Origin of the sequence: Sphaerisporangium sp. TRM90804 (assembly GCF_029846175.1) — a bacterium.
In the GTDB taxonomy this organism is placed as follows: Bacteria; Actinomycetota; Actinomycetes; order Streptosporangiales; family Streptosporangiaceae; genus Sphaerisporangium.
In genome coordinates, this window is sequence record NZ_JARWAC010000014.1 from 1 (window position 1) to 20,763 (window position 20,763).

A 20,763-nucleotide genomic window follows, 5' to 3' on the forward strand; every position below is an offset into this window, starting at 1 on the left:
GGTCACCACCTGGGCGGCCCGCCACCGGTCATCGCGTGCGCGGCCTGCCACGGTCACCACCTGGGCGGCCCGCCACCGGTCACCACTCCCGCCGCCCCCGGTGTCTCTTTTCGGCGCCGGTGAGGCGGTCGTCTGGTCGGAGAATGCGGCGCCGCTTACGGCGCGCCCGCTGGCGTTCGTCGCCATCAGGAGTCGTGGTATCTACGTGCCTTCCGATGATTTACGTAATTTACGGCTTTTAGCGCGTTTTGTTCGTTGCGGATAGTAGGGGATTCGCTGCACATAGGTGCTATTTGCGGATAGTCTCGGCGGGCCGGTGTGGTGGGGTGTGCCGAGGAGGCGGGGGTGACGCGGTGGTGGGCGGAATCGCCGGTCGGCCGGGTCGTTCATCTCGCGGATTCCGCTGAGTTCGCCGCGCTGACTCTGGAGCGGTCGCCCGGTGGCGGTCCCGTTGTCGTCCCCTGGTCTCCGCGCCGGGCGCATTCCGTCTCCGACGCGGTGACCGCGATTCTGGACGAGCTGGAGAAGGCGGCGATCGCCGCCTACCCCGCCTGGTTGCCGGGGGCCGAGCACGTCACCGGCCCCGGCGGGGCGGGAGTCGGCGCGGTGCGGGCTCTGGCCCTGCGTTCCGCCTCGGCGACGCGCCACTTCGGGCCCTTCCTCGCCGACCTCGCCGAGACGGCCCTGACCGGGCGAAGGCCGGGGAGAAGGTTCGACCCGTCGGTCCGCGCGGCCGGGCTGGCCCGCGTCCTCGCGGACGCCTTCGGCCACGCCGCCGTCCTGCTGCGGATCCCGGAAGGTCTGGCCCCTGACGAGGCGGAGTCGCTGGCCGCCGCGTGCGACTGGCTGGCCGGCCACGGAGGGCTCACGGTCCTGTCGGCGGAGGACGGCTCCCCGTACGCCGAGCGGCCCCGGGGGATGACCGCATGGCCCCGGACGGAGAGCGTCGCCCCAGCCGGGAACGTGCCAACCGGTCCGGAATCGAAGCACTCGGCCGAGGGCGGCGTGCGCTCGCCCGGGCATCCGCCGGTCGGCAGGCCGCACCCCGTCAGCGCCGTGGAGCAGGCGCTGGAAGCGGCGCTGGCGTCGTGCGCCTGGGCCCACGGACGGGAGTGGAACCAGACCTACCGGTCGGGGCCGCTCGTCAACCCCATCCGGGTGGACCTGCTGTGGCGCGAGGAGCGCTGCGCCGTCGAGATCGACGGCCCCGACCACGACCGTTCCCGCAAATACGCCGACGACCGTGACCGCGACCTGCGGCTGGAACGGGACGGCTATTCCGTACTGCGCATCACCAATACCCAGGTTTCCATCGACATCGACGGCGTTCTCAGCCAGATCGAGCGTCTGGTCCGCGGCCGCCGCCGGAATCACTGAAAAGGACCGCACCCGTGTCTGAGAAGCCGTTGTCCCTGCCCCGACTCGCCGCGCTTCTGGTGCTGATGCGCGAGGCGAGGGAGATCTCCAACACCGAACTCAAAGAGCGGTACGGCTTGACGCTGAACGGGAAGGACCGCCTGCGGCTGAACGACCTGAAGCTGGTCGAAAGCTGGAAAGAGGGCCGGTCGTTCGTCCATGTGCTGACCGACGCCGGTTGGGCGTACGCGGCCGAGACGTTCCAGAAGGGGATCGAGAGGCCTGCCGGCTCGGCCGGGGTCGCGATGCTGGTGCTGATGGAGGGCCTGCAGGGCTTCATGGAGCGCACCGGCCACCGGCTGTCCGACGTCTTCGCCCCAGAGGCGGGTCGCTCGGACGTCGAGGCGCGCATCCGGGCGGCCTACGCCGAGATGACCGGCGAGCCCGGGACGTGGGTGAGCATCCCCGCGCTCCGGTCGCGCCTGGGCGGGATCCCGCGTGCCGACGTCGACGACGCCCTGCGACGGATGAGCCGGCTGCGTGACGTGAACATCGCTCCGGAGTCCAACCAGAAGACCCTGGCGCCCGAAGACCGCGAGGCCGCCGTGACCATCGGCGACCAGGACAAGCACCTGCTCTGGATCGGGGAGCGATGAACGGCGAGCGGCGCAAGGCCCTGGAGGCGCTCCGCTTCAACTACGCCCAGGTGCCCGACGACGTGTGGCACCCGCCGCAGTTCCACGTGGAGAGCCTGCACCGCGACACCGCGCGCATGATCCTCGCCGGCCTGGCCGAGGCGCACGACAGCCGTGCCGCCAGCCCCATCGGCGTCGTGGTGCAGGGCCAGCGCGGTTCGGGCAAGACGCACATGCTGGGCTGGGTCCGGGAGAAGACCCAGCAGCAGGGCGGCTACTTCTTCCTGGTCAGCCTGCTCGACGCCAGGGGCTTCTGGGACAGCGTGCTGGTGTCGATGCTGGACAGCCTCTCCCGTCGCCAGGAGGGCGAGACCCAGCTCAAGGTCCTCCTGCGCAACCTGTCGCAACTCATCGGCGTGCCGCGCCTGGTGCGGCGGGCGGTGATCGGCGACGCCCCGCTGTCGCGGGAGGCCCTGGACACCTTCATCGAGGCGCTGCGCCGCCACGACGGGCAGGTGGGCAGGGACAGCCAGGACACCGCGCGTGCGCTGGTGCTGCGCGCCTGCGACGACCTGGGAGCGCAGGACGTCGGCGACTCCTACCTCGCCTCCGTGCCCGAGGAGGAGCCGGGGGAGCGGGCCAGGTGGGGGGTTCGCCGGGAACGGCGGACGCCCCAGGAGATCGTCAGAGACCTGTCGCGGCTGGTGGCGCTCACCGGGCCCTCGGTCATCGCGGTCGACCAGATCGACCCGCTGATCACGCAGGCGTCCCACTCCACCGTGCGCGACACCGGTCAGGAGTGGCGGGAGAAGCTCGCGGTCGAGCAGGTCGCCGGCGGCCTGATGTCCCTGCGGGAGTACACCCGCCGCACCCTCACCGTCCTCTCCTGCCTCCCCACGACCTGGATCATGCTGTCGACCGTCGCGACCGACACCATGCGCGACCGGTTCCGGCAGGCGCCGCACCTCAAGCCCATCCCCGACGCCGAGGTCGGCCGGGCGCTGGTAGAGAAGCGCTTCAAGGCGCGGTTCGACGAGATCGGCTTCCGGCCGCCCCATCCCACCTGGCCGGTGCGGCCCTCGGCGTTCCAGGCCGCGCCCGAATTCACGCCGCGCCAGCTCCTGATGGCGATCGACGACCATGTGCGCTCGTGCCTGCTCAACGACGACGTCACCGAGCTGGAGCGCCTCGGCGCGACACCCTCCACCTCGCGGGCGCCCACGCCCTCGGACGCCTCCCCCGGCGACCTCGGCGTGCTCGACGCCCGGTTCGCGGCGTTGAAGGAGACCGCGGAGGTCTCCGGCGCGCTGGACCCCGCCGCCGAGGACGCCGTGATGCCCTCGCTGCTGTCGGCCGGCCTGGACGCCTGGATCCTGGAGCGCGGCGAGGCCGGGCGGGCGTTCCGGCGCGACGCCGCGCCCAGCTCCAAGCCTCCCGTGCACGCCCGCCTGCGCCGCACCCTGGACGAGGCCACCGAGGACGAGGCGCACTGGTGCTTCCGGGCGATCAGCGCCGTCCACGCCGGCGCCGCGCTGAACCGGCTGCGCACCGCCTGCGTGGCGGCCGGCCTCGCCGCCGACGCGCCCGGGCGGCGGCTGTTCGTGCTGCGCAACGGTTCCTGGTCTCGCGGGCCGCGTACGCGGGAGGCCTTCGAGGCCTTCCAGGAGGCGGGCGGCAGGGTGCTGCCGGTCTCCCCGGACGACCTGGGCAGCCTCGCCGCCCTGCGCGCGCTGCTGGCGGAGGAGCCGCCCGGCCTCCAGGCGTGGCTGCTGGCCCGCAGGCCCGCGCACCGGATCGGGCTGCTCGCGCGGGCCCTGGGCGACCTGGGGAGGCAGGGCCCCGACGCCCCGGGCCGGCCCGACGCCGGGCCCAGGCATGCGGCGCCCGGGCGTGAGCCGGGGGCGCGCGTGGACGGCCGTCTCCCTGGTGAGGTGGACGGCCGTAACCCCGGCGAGGCGGACGGCCATCCCCTCGGCGAGGTGGACGGCCGTCCCCCCGGCGAGCTGGAGCCGCGCCCCCGCGCGGGTGGCCGCCGTCCCGCCGCGGCCCCTGCCGGGGTCGTCGCCGAAGGCGCGCCGGTGCTCGGGATCGGGCGGACGGTGGACGGGGACCGGCCGGTGACGGTGCCCCTGGAGGCGCTGCGCAAGCACACGGCGATCTTCGCCGGGTCCGGTTCCGGCAAGACGGTGCTGATCCGCCGCATCGTGGAGGAGTGCGCGCTGCTGGGCGTCTCGTCCATCGTGCTCGACCCCAACAACGACCTGGCCCGGCTCGGCGAGGCATGGCCGCAGGAGCCGCCGGCCTGGGGGGAGGGCGACCCGGCGAAGGCGCGGGACTACCTCGCGAACACCGATGTCGTGATCTGGACGCCCGGCCGCGACTCCGGGCGCCCGCTCGGCTTCCAGCCGCTGCCCGACTTCGCGGGCGTGGCGGACGACCTCGACGAGTTCGGCGAGGCCGTGGACGCGGCCGTGGCGTCCCTCGCCCCCCGGGCCAAGCTGATGGCGCAGACGCACAAGGCCCACCAGGGGCGGGCCGTGCTGCGCGAGGCGGTGACGTACTACGGGCGGCGGGGAGGCTCGGGCATCGAGGGGTTCATCGGCCTGCTGCGCGCGCTGCCCGACGGCGTCAGCAGGCTGCTGAACGCCGAGCGGATGGCGGCGGACACGGCCGAGAACCTCACGGCGGCGATGGTCAACGACCCGCTGTTCGGCGGCGGCACGCCCGTGAGTCCCGGCCTCCTGCTCACCCCGCCCGGCGGGAAGCGGGCCCGCGTCTCGGTGATCAGCTTCGTGGGCCTGGCCTCGGACGAGCAGCGGCAGAGCTTCGTCAACCAGCTCCAGATGGCGCTGTTCGCCTGGATCAGGAGGAACCCGGTGGGCGACCGGCCGCTCGGCGGCCTGTTCGTGATGGACGAGGCGCAGACGTTCGCCCCCTCGGGCGCGATGACGGCGTGCACGCGCAGCACGCTGGCGCTCGCGTCGCAGGCCCGCAAGTACGGCCTCGGCCTGGTGTTCGCCACCCAGGCGCCCAAGGGGCTGCACAACCGGATCCCCGGGAACGCCGCGACGCAGTTCTTCGGCCTGCTGAACAGCCCCATCCAGATCGCCGCCGCCCAGGAGATGGCCCGGGCCAAGGGCAGCGAGGTCCCCGACGTCGGGCGGCTGGACTCCGGCCGGTTCTACGCCGCCCTCGACGGCGGCGGGTTCGAGAAGGTGCGCACGCCCCTCTGCCTGAGCCACCACCCGAGGAGCCCGCTCACCACCGAGGCGGTCGTCGGCCGGGCCAGAGAGTCCCTTGGCGGGATGTCTCCGTGAGATGCCAGTAATGCCCTGTGGCGCGCGAATATGTGGGGGTTAGGGAAGACTGTCGGGGTTGATCGACAGTCGAGCGGCGGGCGGCCGGGTGGGTGGGCCGCGTGTCGCTCTCGAGGCGCGACGGGTGATCGATGTGAGTGCCATGGCCGCTACCGACCCGGGCCCCTTCCTGCTGCGGCGGGACACGCGGGAGCTGGCGCGGGGGGTCGAGGCGCTGGCCGGGGAGCTGCCCGCGCGTGACCTTCCGGACGTGCTCGCCAAGGCCAACCGCACGGCCGTGCGCAAGGGCTCCACCACGGCGTTCGCCGGGATGAGCCCGCGGCCGGTGGACTGGTACCGGCTCCAGGCGGGCGACGACGACACCACCGACTGGTACCCGCAGGGCATCGCGTCCAGCTCCGAGGCCGGGCGGGCGGACGTGCAGGCGCTGGCGTTCACCTGGTACTGGAAGCCGTCCGCCGGCGAGCGCGGCATCCGGATCACCTTCCTCGGCACGGGGACGGCCAAGTACCGGCACGTCCTGCTGGTCGAGCCCAAGGGCGCCTCCTACGCCGCGATCAACGTCCACGCGGGCGGCCTGGCCTGGCACGGCGACCTGCTGTACGTCCCCGACACCTCGCGCGGGCTGCGGGTGTTCGACCTGCGGCACATCTACGAGGTGGACGGCGACGAGGACCGGATCGGCGTCAGGGCGGGCAAGCACCACGCCTTCGGGTACCGCTACGTCATGCCGCAGGTGGACGCGTGGCGCGGCACGGGGCAGGCGCGCTTCTCCTTCGCCGGCGTCGACCGCAGCACCACGCCGCACACGCTGGTCTGCGGCGAGTTCGCCGACCCCGCCCAGCAGCCCGGCGCCATCGGCCGGATCGCCCGCTGGGCCTTCGCCGCGGACGGCACCCTGGCCGCGGGCGCGGACGGCCTGGCGCCCGCCGCCGACGCGTTCACGCTCCCCGCGCCCAGGATCCAGGGCGGCCTGTCGCACCGGAACCGCTGGTACCTCAGCCTGGGAGCCGGAAGCACCAGGAACGGCTCCCTGCTGGTCACCGACGGGCAGGCCCCGGTCAAGGTCAGGAAGTACCCGGTCGGCCCCGAGGACCTGAGCTGCTGGCAGGAGCGCGGCCAGCTCTGGAGCCTCACGGAGTTCAAGGGCCGCCGAGCGGTCTTCGCCGTCCCCCTCTGAACCCCGTGACTGTCGCCGTCCCTGGAAACGGCGCCTTCGGCACAGCCTTCTCACGGGCGACCCTGACTCGGCCCACCTCACGGTCGCGCGGGCACCCGTCCTCAGCCGCGGGAAGGGCCGGGACGAAGCTGCGCGCAGAACGGATGCCCGCGTGACGGTTGGGGGCGGGCGAGATGCTGTGCGCCCCTGGGAGAGCGCGCCGGAGGCGCCATGGCATTCCCCGGGCCGGCCTCAGGGCCGTCCCTGACTCGACCCTGAACTCGCGCTTCGCCGCTGCCGCCGCGGGACGCGGAGGGCTAGCGTCAGTGGCATGGGACGCATACTTCTCCTCATCGCCGTCGCCGTCGCCGCCTTCTTCCTGCTCGGCAGCGTGCTCGGCTTCCTCTTCGGCATCCTCAAGTGGGTACTGATCATCGGCGTGGTGGCCCTCGCCGTCGGCGCCCTGTCCAAGATCATGAGCTCCCGCAGGGCGTAGGCCGCGGGCCCGGGCGCGCCGCGAGGCCGCCGGGCGCGCGGGGCGGGGCGGTCTCCCGGCCGAGCGCCCGTGCGCTCCGCTAGGAGGATCTGCGCGGGCGGTGGCGTGACTCGGAGGTGAACTGGTCGATGGCGTCGCGCGTGGCGTGCAGGGCCTCGTTGGAGACCTCGGAGGTGCGCTGGGCGACGCCGACGAAGACGTAGTCGACCACCAGGAGCTGGCTGATCCTGCTGGCCAGGGCGCCCGGGCGGAACGTGGTCTCCCGCCCCGCGGAGATCAGCACGTGGTCGCACAGCTCGGCCAGCGCCGACCGGGGGTTGTTGGTGAGGGCGACCGTGGCCGCGCCGGCCTTGTGGGCGCGGCGCATCGGCTCCAGCACGTCGGGGGTCTCGCCTGTGCAGCTCACGCCGACCGCGACGTCGCCGGGGCGGAGCAGGACGGCGCTGGTCAGGGCCAGGTGGGCGTCGGTGAACGCGTGGGCCGACAGGCCGATGCGCAGCAGCTTCTGCGACATGTCGGCCGCCACCAGGCCCGAGGCGGCCACCCCGTAGACGTCGACGCGGCGCGCCGCCGTGATGGCGTCCACGACCTCGCCCAGCCGCTCGGGGGACAGCTGGGCGGCGGTGTCCTCGATGGCCTGGGCCTCGGCCCGGGTGACCTTCGCGATCACATCCGACAGCGGGTCGTCGGGCCCCAGGTCGCCGGGGACCAGTCGGTCGGGCCCCTTGCGCGCGGCGTCGGCCGCGGCCGCCGCGGCGGCCAGGGCCAGCCGGAGCTGCGCGTAGCCGGAGAAGCCGAGCACCCGGGCGGTGCGGACGATCGTCGCCTCGCTGATGGCGGACGTCGCGCTGAGCTCGGTGATGGTGCTGCGGGCGACGGTGGCCGGGTCGTCGAGGATCAACCGGGCGATGATCTGCGCGGACGGTGTGAGGGAGGGAAGCACGGCCCGCACCCGGGCGACCAGGTTCTCGGGGGTCGAGCGCTGCGGGTCACTCATGGGGGTTCCTTTTCTGTTACCGACACATTACTCAATCCTGGCCGTGCTGAACCCGTTGGACGGCCGCCGTCACTCCCGCGTTCCGGTCGCGGTGCGAAGTCCTGAATCGGACGGGGCCCGCTCCGGTTCGACCGGGTCGCCCCGGCGGCCCGGAGCACGGGGTGGAGGGCGGGAGCAGGCGGCGGGTCCCGGTGGGCGGCCGGGGGGCAGGGACGGTCGAGGGGCGGCGGGGGGTCCGGGTGTGCGGCCGGGTGGGCCGGGACGGTCAACGGCCGGTGAGCCACTCGGCGACGGCGAGGGCCGCGACGCGGGAGCTGCCGCTCGTGGCCAGGTGCACCGCGCCCGACGGCTCGCCCGGCAGGCCCGTCTCCACTACGACGGCGTCCGGCCGCAGGCGCAGGAGGCGCTCCAGGGTGTCGCGCATCCAGGGGTGGCGGTGGGCGTCGTGGGTCACCAGCACCAGGGGCGCGGCGTCGAGCGCGGGCGGTTCGTGCCCGTCGGGGGTCAGCAGCGTCCGGCGCGTGCCGGGAAGGCGCGCGGCGAGCGCGGCCCCCGGCCCGTACGGGAGCGCGGCCCCGCCGATCGCCTGGTGCGGCCGGGCGGTCATCTCGACCACCTGCGGCGCCCGGGTGAGCACGGGGCGGGCGACGGCCCCGCGCGTCGTGACCCGCAGCGCCCGCCGCGCCGTGTCCAGCCCGAGCCGGGAGACGCCGTAGCCGGGATCCAGGTCGGCGCCGCCCGGCCGTCCGGCGGCCTCGGAGCGGGCGGTCCGGTGCCAGGTCGCCAGGGCGTCGACCCGGGAAGCGGCCTCCGACAGGCGTGCCTCGTCCAGGGTGCCCTGGTGGACGGCCTGGACGACGCCGCGCCGCAGCTCGTCCACGTTCTCCCCGCCGGGGGAGGAGGCGCCCACGCAGACGGCGTCCGCGCCGGCGGCGAGCGCGCGGACGGCGATCTCCGGCTGGGGCAGGCGCGCGGCCACGGCGCGCATCTCGATGGCGTCGGTCACCGCCAGGCCCGTGAAGCCCAGCTCCTCGCGCAGCAGGCCGGTGAGCACGCGGCGGCTGAGCGTCGCCGGCCGGCCGGGGTCCACGGACGGCACCATGAGGTGCCCGCACATGACGGCCCGCACCCCGGCGTCGACGGCGGCGCGGAACGGCACGAGATCACGGCGTTCCAGCAGCTCGCGCGAGGCGTGAACGGTCGGCAGCGCCAGGTGGGAGTCGGTGACGGTGTCCCCGTGCCCGGGGAAGTGCTTGGCGCAGGCGGCCACGCCCGTGCTCTGCAAACCGGTGATCCACGCGGCGGCGTGCCGGGCCACGAGGCCCGCCTCCGCGCCGAAGGACCGGACGCCGATCACCGGGTTGCGGGGGTCGGCGTTGACGTCGACGTCCGGCGCGTAGTCGAGGGTGATCCCGGCGGCGTCCAGCATGCGCCCGATCTCCCGGCCGGTCCGTTCGGTGCGGCCGACCTCGTCGACGGCGCCGAGGGCGGCGTTTCCCGGCCATGAGCTGCCCGTCGCGGCCTCCAGCCGGGTGACGGCGCCGCCCTCCTCGTCCACGGCGACGATCACCCGGGGGTTCTCCTCGCGCAGCCGGCCGACCAGCGCGGCGGTGTCGGCGGAGACGTTGCGTGCGAAGAGCACCACGCCGCCCAGGCCGGCGGCGAGCTGGCGCAGCAGCCAGTCGGGGGGAGCGGTGCCGTCGAAGCCCGGCTGGAGCACCGTGGCGGCGAGGCGGTCGAGATCGGGGCTGTGCGGCATGCGGGTTTCCCTGCTTCGTCGCGGTTCCGGGCCGGTGTCGATCGCCGGGTCGGGGCGGGACGCGGCCGCGATGTGGCGTCACGGACCATCCCGCGTATCTTCTATGGAGATTTCCTTCATTCGCTCCCGGATAGGTCACGTCCTGATGACGAGTTTCTTCAGAGGCATCGCTTCGCCGGAAAGTCTCCGTCATCCTCACGGCGAGGGGCGTGGCCGGGGGAACGGTCAACGCGGAGGCCTGCACGTCGCGGACCCGGGGCCCCGCCGCGGGAGCCGCCGGGGAACGACGCAGCCGCACCGTCTGGAGGCCGCATGAACCGCCCGCCGTCACGCAGAGCCGTCCTCGGCGGCCTGGCCGCGGCCTCGCTGGCCCCGTGGCAGCTCCCCGCGCGCGCCGCCGCGGACAGCGGCCCCGCCCCGGCCACCGCCCCCGCGGAGGCCGCCCGCGTCACCCGTTCGCCGCGCCGGGAGCTGCGCGGCATGTGGATCGCCTCAGTGCTCAACATCAACTGGCCGTCGCGGCCGGGGCTGACGCCCGAGCAGCAGCGGGGCGAGTTCGTCTCCTGGCTGGACCTGGCGCGGGCGCAGCGGCTGAACGCCGTCTTCGTGCAGGTGCGGCCCACCGCCGACGCCTTCTGGCCGTCGCCGTACGAGCCGTGGTCGGAGTACCTGACCGGGGTGCAGGGGCGCAACCCCGGGTACGACCCGCTGGCGTTCATGGTGCAGGCCGCGCACCAGCACGGGCTGGCCCTGCACGCCTGGTTCAACCCCTACCGCGTCTCGACGCAGCCCGACCCGGCCCGGCTCGCGCCGGAGCACCCGCTGCGCCGCCACCCCTCGTGGGGGGTCGTCTACGCGGGCAGGCTCTACTACAACCCCGGGCTGCCCGAGGTGCGGGCGTTCGTCCAGGACGCCATCATGGACGCGGTCAAGCGGTACGACGTCGACGGCGTGCACTTCGACGACTACTTCTACCCGTATCCGGTGGCCGGCCAGCGGTTCGACGACGACGCGGCGTTCGCCGAGCACGGGGGCCACTTCACCGACCGGGCCGCCTGGCGGCGCAACAACGTCGACCTGCTGATCCACGAGATGGCGCGCAAGGTCTACGACGCCAAGCCCGAGGTGGCGTGGGGCGTCAGCCCGTTCGGCATCTGGCGCAACGTCACCACCGACCCGCGGGGCTCCTCGAGCACCGGGTCCCAGTCCTACGACGACCAGCACGCCGACACGCGCGCCTGGGTCAAGAACGGGTGGCTCGACTACGTCGCGCCGCAGATCTACTGGAACCTCGGGCTGCCCGTGGCCGACTACGCGGCCCTGGCCCCGTGGTGGGCGCAGGTCGTGCACGGCACCGGCACCCAGCTCTGGGTCGGGCAGGCGGCGTACAAGGTGGGCGCGGCGGGGCAGCCGGCGGCCTGGCAGGACCCGGCGGAGCTGTCGCGCCACCTGACGTTCGACAAGGACTATCCCGACATCGGCGGCGACGTCTACTACAGCGCGGGCGACGTGCGGGCCGACCGGCTCGGCGCGTTCACCCGGCTGCGGGAGGACCACTACGCCCGCCCGGCGCTCGCCCCGGTGCTGTCCCGCCTGGCGGGCGGCCCGGCCCCCGCCCGCCCGGCCCTCACCGCACTCCGCCGCACGGAGGCCGGCGTGGAGCTCGGCCTCGCGGCCACCGGCCACTCCGCCCCCCGCCTGTACGCGGTGTACCGCCTCGACGCGCCCAGCGCCTCGCCCACCGCCCACAACCCCGGCCAGGACGGCAGGGCCGACGACCACGACTGGAAGCACGGCTACGGAGAGCCCGCCGGCCACCTGATCGCCGTCGTCCCCGGCGCCCGCCGCGCCCGGTACACCGACCCGGCGGCCCCCGGCGACGCCTACTACCGCGTCACGGCCGTGGACCCCGCCAACCGCCAAAGCCTCCCCACCCCCTGGCACCGCGCCCGCTGACCCGCCCGACCCCGTCCGCCGGCGCGGCCGGTTCCCGGTCTGCGGCGTCTTCACACACGCGCGCCTGACGTGCGCGCGAGGATCGCCCTTCGGAAAGCGCGCCGAAGGCACCTTGGCGGGGCTAGGAGGCCAGGAGGCGGCGGTGGGCGGTTTCGAGGGCGGACGGGGCGAGGGGGAGGCGGCCGGATTCGGCGGCCGCGCGCAGGGCCAGGGCGGCGGCGCCGGCGGCGCCGTCCCTGGCCAGGAGCACGGGGCGGCCGGTCAGGGCCTTTCCGACCTGCGCGGCGACCGTCGTGGGGTTGGTGAGCAGGGAGCCCGCCAGCACCACCGGCTGGCCGGGGACGGCGGGGCCGAGGCCGTCGAGGGTGCGGAGCAGGGCTCGCGCGGCGTCGCGGAGGATGGCCCGGGCGACCCGGTCGCCCTCACGGGCGGCCGTCTCGACGACCGGGCTGAGCAGGCCCAGACGGGCCGGCTCCCCGTCGTACACGGCGGCGATGATCGCCTGTGCCAGGGCCTCGCCTTCGGGCGGGGCGCCCGCGTCCCCGAGAGGCCCGGCCTCGGATTCGCGCGGTGTGTCCCGATCCTCGGGCGGAGGTCCGGGGAAGGGGCCTCCCAGGAGGGCCGGGAGGACGCGGTGGGTGAGGGCGGTGGGAGCGCCGCGGCCGTCCAGGGCGGTGAGGGCCGCCTGGGCGGCGCGGCGGCCGATCCACACGCCTGAGCCCTCGTCGCCGAGCAGCCAGCCGTAACCGTCGCAGCGGCGGACCATCTCGCGGTGCTCGATGCGGGCGGCCACCGCGCCGGTGCCGGCGACCAGGGCGCTTCCGGCGGGCTCGGGGGTCGCTCCGGCGAAGGAGACCAGGATGTCGGGGACCACGACCGGCAGCCCGCGCAGCCCGGCCCCCCGCCACGCCCGCGCGGACATCTCCGACGACCGCCGCCGGCCCGCCGCGCTGGCGCCGGCCAGCCCGAGCACGCCCGCCACGACGTCGCCGGGCCCGCCGGCGGGGCCGATCGCGGCCAGCGCCTCGGTGAGGGCGCGCAGGAGGTTGCCGCCGGGGTCGCGCGCGGAGCGGATGTTGGCCCCGCCCGCCCGGCTCCTGGCGAGCACCTCGCCGTCCCCCGTGGCCACCACGCAGCGCGTGCTCGTGCCCCCGGCGTCCACGCCCACGACCAGGGGAGACCTCGATGCCATGACCCTCCTACGAGGTCATGCCGGGGCGGTTCGCGGCCGCCGGCAGGGGCGATGCGGATTCCATGGCTCTCCTGTGAAGGTGATCTCCCCGAGATTACCGGCCGGTGGAGATTTGCGCCTTCGTGCTCGGGCGGGGTGTCCCACACGGGTGCCGGGGGTGCGGGGAGGGCGGGGCGTCGGAGCGCTGTGATGTGGGTTGGTGTGGGAGTCTGCCTACTTCTGGGACGGTGGCGGACGGGGGAGCGTTATGGGTGACCAACCTGTGCCGGGGGCGTGGGCGGCGGAGGGGGCCGGGGCGTCGCATCGGGCGGCGCGGTGGGTCACCGAGCTGTTCGCCCCACAGGTGGTCGTCATCGGGATGCCGCCGGTGGTCGGGCTGGTCTCAGACGGATGGAACGGGTTCTGGTGGGGCCTGGCGGCCTCGGCGCTGTGCGGCGGGATCCCCGCCTCGGTGATCGCGCTGGGCGTGCGGGCCGGCAGGCTGGACTCCCGGCACATCGTGGACCGCTCGCGCAGGACGGTGCCGCTGCTGGTCGCGGTCGCCGCCGTCGCGGCGGCCCTCGTGCTGCTGGCGCTGCTCGGCGCGCCGCGCCTTCTGGTCGCCACGGTGGGCGCGATGCTGGCGGGGCTGGCCGTGACCGTCCCGATCACCCTGAAGTGGAAGATCTCCTTCCACGCCGCGGTGTCGGCGGGCACCGTGCTCGTGCTCGCCCACGTGCTCCCGGCCGCACCGACGCTCGCCGTCGGCGCCGTGCTGGTGGCGCTGATCTGCTGGGCGCGCGTGCGGCTGGCGCACCACACGGTCGCCCAGGTCGCCGCGGGCGCCGTCGCCGGCGCCGGGACGTCCTGGGCGGTCCTGGCGATGTCGCAGCTCTGAGCGGTCGTGTCACGGCTCCGTGTCCGATTTGTTTCTTGACGAAGAAACAAGGACGGGTATAAACAAAGACGAAACAAACCGAAACGGCGGTGAATCAACACGATGTACGCCGAGGAGCGCCAGCAGGAGATCCTGGGCCGGGCGCGGGCCGTCGGGCGGGTGGACGTCATGACCCTGGCCGAGGAGTTCTCGGTCACCACCGAGACGATCCGCCGCGACCTCACCGTCCTGGAGCGCGCGGGCGTGCTGCGCCGGGTGCACGGCGGCGCCATCCCGGTCGAGCGGCTCGGGTTCGAGCCCGCGCTCGCCGCCCGCGACGAGGTGATGACGGCCGAGAAGGAGCGCATCGCCAAGGCCGCCCTGGCCGAGCTCCCCGACGACGGCTCGATCATCATCGACGCCGGGACGACCACCGGCCGGCTGGTGCAGATACTGCCCGCAGACCGCGAGCTCACCGTGATCGTCAACTCGCCGCCCCTGGCCACCGTGCTCGCCAGCCGCGCCAACCTCAGCGTCATCATGCTCGGCGGCCGGGTGCGCGGCCGCACGCTGGCCACCGTCGACGACTGGGCGCTGCGCCCGCTGTCGCGGCTCAACGTCGACGTCGCCTTCATGGCCGCCAACGGCTGTTCGGTGGCCAAGGGCCTGACCACCCCCGACCCCGCGGAGGCGGCGATCAAGCGAGCGATGATCAAGGCGGCGAAGCGCAGCGTGCTGCTCGCCGACCACACCAAGTTCGCCGACACCTACCTGGCGAGGTTCGCCTCGGTGCCGGAGATCGACATGGTGGTCACCGACACCGGCCTGGACGCCGCCACGGTGGCCGACCTCGCCGCCGCGGGCCCCGAGGTGGTGCGCGCGTGATCCTCACCCTGACCCTCAACCCGAGCCTCGACCGCACGATCGAGATCGGCTCGCTGACGCGCGGCACGGTCATCCGCGCCGCCAACGCCCACCTCGACCCCGGCGGCAAGGGCGTGAACGTGTGCCGCGCCCTGCTGGCGAACGACGTCAGGTCCTGCGCCGTCATCCCCTACGGCGGCGCCGAGGGCCACCAGCTCCTCGCCCTGCTCTCCCAGGAGGGCATCGAAGTGATCACCGTGCCCGTCGCCGGGCCCACGCGCTCCAACGTCGCGCTGGCCGAACCCGACGGCACCGTCACCAAGGTCAACGAGCCGGGCACCGCGCTGTCGCCGGCCGAGCTCGACGCCGTCGCCCAGGCCGTGCTGGACGCGGCCCGCTCGGCCGACTGGGTCGTCGCCTCCGGCAGCCTGCCCCCCGGCGTCCCGGTCGACCTGTACGCCCAGCTCGCCGCGCGCTTCGCCGAGGCCGGCATCAACGTCGCCGTCGACACCAGCGGGCCCGCGCTCGTCTCGGCCGTCGCGGCCGCCCCCGCCCTGGTCAAGCCCAACCGCGAGGAGCTCGCCGAGGCCACCGGCGCGACCCTCGTCACCCTGGGCGACGCCCTCGACGCCGCGGGTAAGCTGCGCGCGCTGGGAGCCCGAGCCGTGCTCGCCAGCCTCGGCCCCGACGGCGCCGTCCTGGTGGAGGAGGCCGGCGCCTGGTACGGCCGGTGCCCGGTGCGCGAGCCGCGAAGCACCGTGGGAGCCGGCGACGCCATGCTCGCCGGCTTCCTGGCCGCCGGGGCCGGCGGCCAGGCGGCACTGGTGGAGGCCCTGGCCTGGGCGTCTGCCGCGGTGTCGCTGCCCGGCAGCCGGATGCCGTCGCCCGGTGACATCCGCCGCGACGACGTCCGCATCCTCGAACCCGATCCGACCCAGCCGTTGTCGACCGGGGACTGACGAACGGCGTTCACCCCCCTCGCCGGCGTGCCCGCGCCGGCAACCCCGGAAGGAGCACCACATATGGCCGATACCTACACTCCCACCGTCCAAGGGACCGGCGTCAAGGCGACGATCCAGCGCTTCGGCGGTCACCTCGCCGGAATGATCATGCCCAACATCGGGGCGTTCATCGCCTGGGGCCTGCTCACCGCGCTGTTCATCCCGACCGGCTGGCTGCCCAACGCGACACTCGCGGAGCTGGTCGACCCGACCATCAAATACCTGCTGCCGATCCTGATCGGCTACACCGGCGGGCGCATGGTCCACGGCCAGCGCGGCGCCGTCGTCGGCGCCGTGGCCACCATGGGCGTGATCGTCGGCTCGGACGTGCCGATGTTCCTCGGCGCGATGCTCGTCGGCCCGCTCGCCGCCTACGTCATCAAGCTGGTCGACGGCCTCGTCCAGAAGCGCACCAAGGCCGGCTTCGAGATGCTGGTGGACAACTTCACCGCCGGCATCGTCGGCGCCGCCATGGCCATCCTGGGCGTCTTCGCCATCGGCCCGGTCGTGAGCTGGTTCACCGACGTCGCCGGCGACGCCGTCAGCTGGCTCATCGGCCACAACCTGCTGCCGCTGGCCTCGCTGCTCATCGAGCCGGCCAAGGTGCTCTTCCTCAACAACGCCATCAACCACGGCGTGCTCGGCCCGCTCGGCGTCGCCCAGGCGGTGGAGCAGGGCAAGTCCATCCTGTTCATGCTGGAGTCCAACCCCGGCCCCGGCCTCGGCCTCCTGCTCGCCTACATGTTCTTCGGCCCGCGCCTGCTGCGCCCCAGCACCCCGGCCGCGATGGTCATCCACTTCTTCGGCGGCATCCACGAGATCTACTTCCCGTACGTGCTGATGAAGCCGCGCCTGCTCCTCGCGGTGATCGCGGGCGGCGCCTCCGGAGTGCTGGTCTTCATGGTGACCGGCGCCGGGCTGGTCGCTCCGCCCGCGCCGGGCAGCATCTTCGCCTACCTGGCGGTCACCCCGCGCGGCGGCTGGTTCGGCGTCCTCGCCGGCATCATCGTGGCCGCCGCGGTGTCCTTCGTCGTCGCCTCGGCCCTGCTCGGGTTCGGGCGCGCGAACGGCGACGAGCCCGCCGAAGCCGGCCCCGGCAGCGCCGCGGGCGACCCCGAGGCGGTCACCGCCCACGACGCCGCCGCCCGCGAGACCGCCGCCACCCGTGACGAGACCGAAGTCCAGCGCGCCACCACCAGAGAGGTGTGAGCCCCGTGCCCAGCATCGACAGCAAGGACGTCAAGAAGATCGTGGTCGCCTGCGACGCGGGCATGGGCAGCAGCGTGATGCTGGCGTCCCAGCTCCGCAAGTCCCTGTCGGGGCTCCCCGTCGAGGTGCAGCACACGCCGGTCAACTCCATCCCCGCCGACGCCGACGTCGTCGTCTGCCACACCGGGCTGGCCGCCCGAGCCCGGGCCGGCGCCCCCGGCGTCGTGCTCATCCCCTTCAACCTGTTCATCGGCGACCCCGCCGTCACCAAGCTGGTGAACACGATGAAGAGCGGGGGGACCGTCGATGCCTGACACGGGCCCGCTGCCGCTCGAACGCGGGGCCATCCGGCTCACGGCCGAGGCCGGATCGCGCGACGACGCGATCCGCCAGTGCGGCGAGGCCCTGGTCGCGGTGGGCGCCGTCGAGGCGTCCTACGTCGACACCATGATCGAGCGGGAGCGCTCGATCTCGACCTACGTCGGCGAGGGCGTCGCGATCCCGCACGGCACCGTCGCCGGCAAGGACGCCGTCCACCACGACGCCATCTGCGTGGTGCGCTTCCCGGCCGGCGTCGACTGGGACGGCGACCAGGTGGTGCTGTGCGTCGGCATCGCCGCCGCCGGCGACGGCCACGTGCGGCTGCTGTCCGAGCTGGCCGAGATCCTCATGGACCCCGGCCGGGCGAAGGCCCTGCGCGAGGCCACCCACCCCGACGAGGTCGTCAGACTGCTCCAGCCCTCCAGAGAGGAACATTCCGAGTGAAGGTCGCCCGCTTCCACGCCCCAGGTGACATCCGCGTGGAGGACGCGCCCGAACCCTCGCCGGGCCCCGGCGAGGTGAAGATCCGCGTTCGCAACTGCTCCACCTGCGGCACCGATGTGAAGATCTACAAGCACGGCCACCACCACATCCGCCCGCCCCGCGTCATGGGGCACGAGATCGCCGGCGAGGTCGCCGAGGTCGGCGACGGCGTGAGCGGGTGGGTGCCCGGCGACCGCGTGCAGGTGATCGCCGCCATCCCGTGCGGGCGGTGCGAGGAGTGCCTGCGCGGCAGGATGACCGTCTGCCCCAACCAGGAGTCGATGGGCTACCACTACGACGGCGGCTTCGCCGAGTACACCGTCGTCCCGGCCAAGGTGCTCGCCGTCGGCGGCCTCAACCGCGTCCCCGACGGCGTCGGCTTCGCGGAGGCGTCGGTCGCCGAGCCGCTGGCCTGCGTCCTGAACGGCCAGGAGCTGGCCCGGGTCGGCGACGGCGACGACGTCGTCATCCTCGGCGCCGGCCCGATCGGCTGCCTGCACGTGCGGCTGGCACGTTCCCGCGGGGCCGGCCGCGTCATCCTGTCCGACCTCAACGCCGAGCGGCTCGCCATGGCCGCCGCCCTGGTGCGGCCCGACGAGGTGATCAGCGGCGGGGACGCCGACGTCGTCGACGAGGTGCTCAAGCTGACCGGCGGCCGGGGCGCCGACGTGGTGATCACCGCGGCCGCCGCCGGGGCGGCCCAGGAGCAGGCGCTGCAGATGACGGCGCGTCAGGGGAGGATCAGCTTCTTCGGCGGCCTGCCCAAGGACGACCCGATCATCCGGCTCGACTCCAACCTGGTGCACTACTGCGAGCTGACGATCGTCGGCGCCAACGGCTCCAGCCCGCACCACAACGCCCGCGCCCTCGACCTCATCGCCTCCGGCGCGGTCCCGGTCAGCGACCTGATCACCCACCGCATCCCGCTCACGCGGGTGCTCGACGGCATCGACACCGTCAGCCGCGGCACCGCCATCAAGGTCACCGTCGAGCCCTGAGCGGGCTCCCCGGCGCGGCCACGTCATCGGGCGCCGCGCTCCGCGACACCGGTTCCGTCCCCGGGGCGGCGCCGGGCCGGCCCGGCCCGCGCCACCCTCGGACGGCCGACCACGAAGGAATGGCCATGCCAGAGAAGACCGTCACCATCGCCTCCCGCAGCGGTCTGCACGCCCGGCCCGCGAAGATCTTCGTCCAGGCCGCCGCACGGCAGAGCGTGCCGGTGCGCATCCGCACCGGCGACCGCCCCCCGGCGCCGGCCACCAGCATCCTCGCCGTGCTGGCCCTGGGCGCCGAGCACGGCACGGCCGTCACGCTGGAGGCCGAGGGGCCGGGCGCGGACGAGGCCCTGGACGCGCTGGCCGCGCTGCTCGCCCGCGACCTGGACACCGAGGAGCCCGCCGATGCCTGAGACCGTCCGCGGGCTGGGCGTCAGCCCCGGGCGGGCCGCCGGGCGCGCGCACCGGATGGCCGGGCCGCCCCCGCTGCCCGCGCCGCGACCGGTCTCGGACGCCGCGGGCGAGGTCCGCCGCGCCACCGAGGCGCTGCGCTCGGTCGCCGGGCACCTGGAGGCGCACGCCGCCAAGGCGTCCGACCCCGAGGCCGGCGCGATCCTGGAGGCGCAGAGCATGATCGCGGCCGACCCGGGGCTGGCCGAGTCGGTGGAGAAGGCCGTCGCCTCCGGCCTGGACGCCGTGCGGGCCGTGGACGCCGCGTGCGCCCACCATCGCCGGGCGCTGGAGGAGGCCGGCGGCTACTTCGCCGACCGGGCGGGCGACCTGGACGACATCAGGAACCGCGCCGTCGCCACCCTGCTGGGCCTGCCCATGCCCGGCGTGCCCGACCCCGGGCATCCGTTCGTGCTGATCGCCGACGACCTGGCCCCGGCCGACACCGCCGGCCTGGACCCCGCCGCCGTGCTCGCCCTGGTGACGCTGAAGGGCGGCCCCACCAGCCACACCGCCATCCTGGCCCGCGCCCTCGGCCTGCCCGCCGTGGTCGCCTGCCGGGGAGCCGCCGCCATCGAGGACGGCACGTGGGTCTCGGTGGACGGCGCGCTCGGCGAGGTCGGCGTCGGCATCGGCGAGGAGGCGGCGGCGGCCGTCCAGCGCGAGGCCGTGGAGGCCCGCGAGCGGCGCGCCACCGGGCACGGGCCGGGCAGGACCGCCGACGGCCGGTCGGTCCCGCTGCTGCTCAACATCGGGTCGGCGCACGACCTGCCCGAGGGGGAGGGGGCCGAGGGGGTCGGGCTGTTCCGCACCGAGTTCCTGTTCCTGGACCGCCGCGACGCCCCGGGCCTGAAGGAGCAGGTCGCCGCCTACGCGGCGGTGCTCCGGGCCCTCCCCGGCCGGCGGGTGGTGATCCGCACCCTGGACGCCGGGTCGGACAAGCCGCTGCCGTTCCTCGGCCTGCCGGAGGAGGCCAACCCCGCCCTCGGCGTCCGCGGGCTGCGCACCAGCAGGGTGCGCGCGGAGGTGCTGGACACCCAGCTCGACGCCATCGCCGAGGCCGCGCGCGGCGGCGAGGCCGAGGTGTGGGTCATGGCGCCCATGGTCAGCACCGTGGCCGAGGCCGAGGACTTCGCCCGCCGGGCCCGCGGCCGGGGCCTTTCGCACGTGGGCGTGATGGTCGAGGTGCCCGCGGCGGCGCTGGAGGCCGGGCGCCTGCTGGAGAAGGTCGACTTCCTCAGCATCGGCACCAACGACCTTGGCCAGTACACCTATGCGGCCGACCGGCAGCACGGCGAGCTGGCCGACCTCCTCGACCCGTGGCAACCGGCCCTGCTGCGCCTGGTCGCCATGTGCGCCGAGGCCGGGCGGGCCGCAGGCAAGCCCGTCGGCGTGTGCGGCGAGGCCGCGGCCGACCCGCTGCTCGCCCCCGTGCTCGCGGGGATGGGCATCGGCAGCCTGTCGATGTCGGCTACCGGCGTGCCCGCCGTCCGAGAGGCGCTGGGACGCCTCTCGGCGGCCCGGTGCGAGGAGATCGCCCAGCGCGTCCTGGCCGCCCCCGACCCCGCCGCGGCCCGGGCGGCCGCGGGCGACGCCGTCCGCTGACCCCGCCCGCCCGCCGTCCCCCCGCAGGACGGCGGGCGGCCGGGGTCGGCGGAACGGCCGGGAGGCCACCCGCCGCGCGCCGTACGGCCCGCCGGGCGGCGACGGGCGCCGC

Annotated in this window: 19 protein-coding genes; 15 read left to right on the forward strand and 4 right to left on the reverse strand. The window is 74.7% G+C overall.

The window, feature by feature from the left end:
* On the reverse strand, positions 1-186 hold a 186-nt coding region (locus PYR91_RS17650; protein ID WP_279780960.1), incomplete at its 3' end, for a hypothetical protein.
* Positions 187-498: 312 nt separating this feature from the next.
* On the opposite strand from PYR91_RS17650, the gene PYR91_RS17655 reads away from it, so the two are divergent.
* From PYR91_RS17655 to PYR91_RS17675, 5 genes are all read left to right on the forward strand, one after another.
* Entirely contained in the window at positions 499-1,377 is an 879-nt protein-coding gene (locus tag PYR91_RS17655; protein ID WP_279780961.1) for a DUF559 domain-containing protein, read from the forward strand.
* 14 nt (positions 1,378-1,391) lie between these two features.
* A complete protein-coding gene (locus tag PYR91_RS17660; RefSeq protein ID WP_279780962.1) occupies positions 1,392-2,012 on the forward strand; it encodes a hypothetical protein in 621 nt (206 codons plus the stop codon).
* Positions 2,009-5,308 carry a DUF87 domain-containing protein gene (locus PYR91_RS17665; protein ID WP_279780963.1) on the forward strand — a complete coding sequence of 1,100 codons (3,300 nt, stop codon included), beginning with the start codon at positions 2,009-2,011 and terminating at the stop codon, positions 5,306-5,308. The genes PYR91_RS17660 and PYR91_RS17665 overlap by 4 nt, the downstream gene beginning before the upstream one ends.
* Positions 5,309-5,450: 142 nt before the next feature.
* A complete protein-coding gene (locus tag PYR91_RS17670; RefSeq protein WP_279780964.1) occupies positions 5,451-6,488 on the forward strand; it encodes a hypothetical protein in 1,038 nt (345 codons plus the stop codon).
* 310 nt (positions 6,489-6,798) lie between these two features.
* Positions 6,799-6,963, forward strand: a complete 165-nt coding sequence (locus PYR91_RS17675) for a hypothetical protein (RefSeq protein ID WP_279780965.1) — start codon at positions 6,799-6,801, stop codon at positions 6,961-6,963.
* A 79-nt stretch (positions 6,964-7,042) separates the two neighbouring features.
* Here the strand turns inward: PYR91_RS17675 and PYR91_RS17680 are convergent, their stop codons facing one another.
* Both PYR91_RS17680 and PYR91_RS17685 read right to left on the reverse strand, forming a co-directional pair.
* Positions 7,043-7,960, reverse strand: a complete 918-nt coding sequence (locus PYR91_RS17680; RefSeq protein ID WP_279780966.1) for a MurR/RpiR family transcriptional regulator — start codon at positions 7,958-7,960, stop codon at positions 7,043-7,045.
* Positions 7,961-8,225: 265 nt separating this feature from the next.
* A complete protein-coding gene (locus PYR91_RS17685; protein WP_279780967.1) occupies positions 8,226-9,719 on the reverse strand; it encodes a glycoside hydrolase family 3 N-terminal domain-containing protein in 1,494 nt (497 codons plus the stop codon).
* A 312-nt stretch (positions 9,720-10,031) separates the two neighbouring features.
* On the opposite strand from PYR91_RS17685, the gene PYR91_RS17690 reads away from it, so the two are divergent.
* Positions 10,032-11,675 (forward strand): family 10 glycosylhydrolase, encoded by a 1,644-nt coding sequence (locus PYR91_RS17690; RefSeq protein ID WP_279780968.1) that lies wholly within the window; start codon positions 10,032-10,034, stop codon positions 11,673-11,675.
* 121 nt (positions 11,676-11,796) lie between these two features.
* Here PYR91_RS17690 and PYR91_RS17695 read toward each other — a convergent pair whose 3' ends face one another.
* Entirely contained in the window at positions 11,797-12,867 is a 1,071-nt protein-coding gene (locus PYR91_RS17695; protein ID WP_279780969.1) for a BadF/BadG/BcrA/BcrD ATPase family protein, read from the reverse strand.
* A gap of 247 nt (positions 12,868-13,114) precedes the next feature.
* Between PYR91_RS17695 and PYR91_RS17700 the strand changes: the two genes are divergently transcribed.
* The 9 genes from PYR91_RS17700 to ptsP all read left to right on the forward strand — a co-directional run bounded on the left by PYR91_RS17700 (position 13,115) and on the right by ptsP (position 20,651).
* Entirely contained in the window at positions 13,115-13,744 is a 630-nt protein-coding gene (locus tag PYR91_RS17700; RefSeq protein WP_279780970.1) for a hypothetical protein, read from the forward strand.
* Between the two features lie 102 nt (positions 13,745-13,846).
* The gene (locus tag PYR91_RS17705; RefSeq protein WP_279780971.1) at positions 13,847-14,608 is read left to right on the forward strand and encodes a DeoR/GlpR family DNA-binding transcription regulator; all 762 of its coding nucleotides are present in this window, start codon (positions 13,847-13,849) and stop codon (positions 14,606-14,608) included.
* Positions 14,605-15,546 carry a 1-phosphofructokinase gene (pfkB, locus tag PYR91_RS17710; RefSeq protein ID WP_279780972.1) on the forward strand — a complete coding sequence of 314 codons (942 nt, stop codon included), beginning with the start codon at positions 14,605-14,607 and terminating at the stop codon, positions 15,544-15,546. Before PYR91_RS17705 ends, pfkB begins: the two co-directional genes overlap by 4 nt.
* Before the next feature lie 63 nt (positions 15,547-15,609).
* Positions 15,610-16,797, forward strand: coding sequence for a PTS mannitol transporter subunit IICB (locus PYR91_RS17715; RefSeq protein WP_279780973.1), 1,188 nt, complete (start codon positions 15,610-15,612; stop codon positions 16,795-16,797).
* Between the two features lie 5 nt (positions 16,798-16,802).
* Complete coding sequence (locus PYR91_RS17720; protein WP_279780974.1) at positions 16,803-17,111, forward strand: PTS lactose transporter subunit IIB; 309 nt, start codon at positions 16,803-16,805, stop codon at positions 17,109-17,111.
* A complete protein-coding gene (locus PYR91_RS17725; RefSeq protein WP_279780975.1) occupies positions 17,104-17,562 on the forward strand; it encodes a PTS sugar transporter subunit IIA in 459 nt (152 codons plus the stop codon). Before PYR91_RS17720 ends, PYR91_RS17725 begins: the two co-directional genes overlap by 8 nt.
* Complete coding sequence (locus PYR91_RS17730; RefSeq protein ID WP_279780976.1) at positions 17,559-18,599, forward strand: zinc-dependent dehydrogenase; 1,041 nt, start codon at positions 17,559-17,561, stop codon at positions 18,597-18,599. Before PYR91_RS17725 ends, PYR91_RS17730 begins: the two co-directional genes overlap by 4 nt.
* A 125-nt stretch (positions 18,600-18,724) precedes the next feature.
* Complete coding sequence (locus PYR91_RS17735; RefSeq protein WP_279780977.1) at positions 18,725-19,009, forward strand: HPr family phosphocarrier protein; 285 nt, start codon at positions 18,725-18,727, stop codon at positions 19,007-19,009.
* A complete protein-coding gene (gene ptsP, locus PYR91_RS17740; protein WP_279780978.1) occupies positions 19,002-20,651 on the forward strand; it encodes a phosphoenolpyruvate--protein phosphotransferase in 1,650 nt (549 codons plus the stop codon). Before PYR91_RS17735 ends, ptsP begins: the two co-directional genes overlap by 8 nt.
* Positions 20,652-20,763 lie beyond the last annotated feature (112 nt).

Coding starts and splice junctions, on each gene's coding strand:
- PYR91_RS17665 (WP_279780963.1), top strand. CDS start 2,009: ATGAACGGCGAGCGGCGCAAGGCCCTGGAGGCGCTCCGCTTCAACTAC.
- PYR91_RS17675 (WP_279780965.1), top strand. CDS start 6,799: ATGGGACGCATACTTCTCCTCATCGCCGTCGCCGTCGCCGCCTTCTTC.
- PYR91_RS17705 (WP_279780971.1), top strand. CDS start 13,847: ATGTACGCCGAGGAGCGCCAGCAGGAGATCCTGGGCCGGGCGCGGGCC.
- PYR91_RS17685 (WP_279780967.1), bottom strand. CDS start 9,719: ATGCCGCACAGCCCCGATCTCGACCGCCTCGCCGCCACGGTGCTCCAG.
- PYR91_RS17695 (WP_279780969.1), bottom strand. CDS start 12,867: ATGGCATCGAGGTCTCCCCTGGTCGTGGGCGTGGACGCCGGGGGCACG.
- PYR91_RS17670 (WP_279780964.1), top strand. CDS start 5,451: ATGGCCGCTACCGACCCGGGCCCCTTCCTGCTGCGGCGGGACACGCGG.
- PYR91_RS17735 (WP_279780977.1), top strand. CDS start 18,725: ATGCCAGAGAAGACCGTCACCATCGCCTCCCGCAGCGGTCTGCACGCC.
- PYR91_RS17690 (WP_279780968.1), top strand. CDS start 10,032: ATGAACCGCCCGCCGTCACGCAGAGCCGTCCTCGGCGGCCTGGCCGCG.
- PYR91_RS17700 (WP_279780970.1), top strand. CDS start 13,115: ATGGGTGACCAACCTGTGCCGGGGGCGTGGGCGGCGGAGGGGGCCGGG.
- PYR91_RS17680 (WP_279780966.1), bottom strand. CDS start 7,960: ATGAGTGACCCGCAGCGCTCGACCCCCGAGAACCTGGTCGCCCGGGTG.
- ptsP (WP_279780978.1), top strand. CDS start 19,002: ATGCCTGAGACCGTCCGCGGGCTGGGCGTCAGCCCCGGGCGGGCCGCC.
- PYR91_RS17725 (WP_279780975.1), top strand. CDS start 17,104: ATGCCTGACACGGGCCCGCTGCCGCTCGAACGCGGGGCCATCCGGCTC.
- PYR91_RS17715 (WP_279780973.1), top strand. CDS start 15,610: ATGGCCGATACCTACACTCCCACCGTCCAAGGGACCGGCGTCAAGGCG.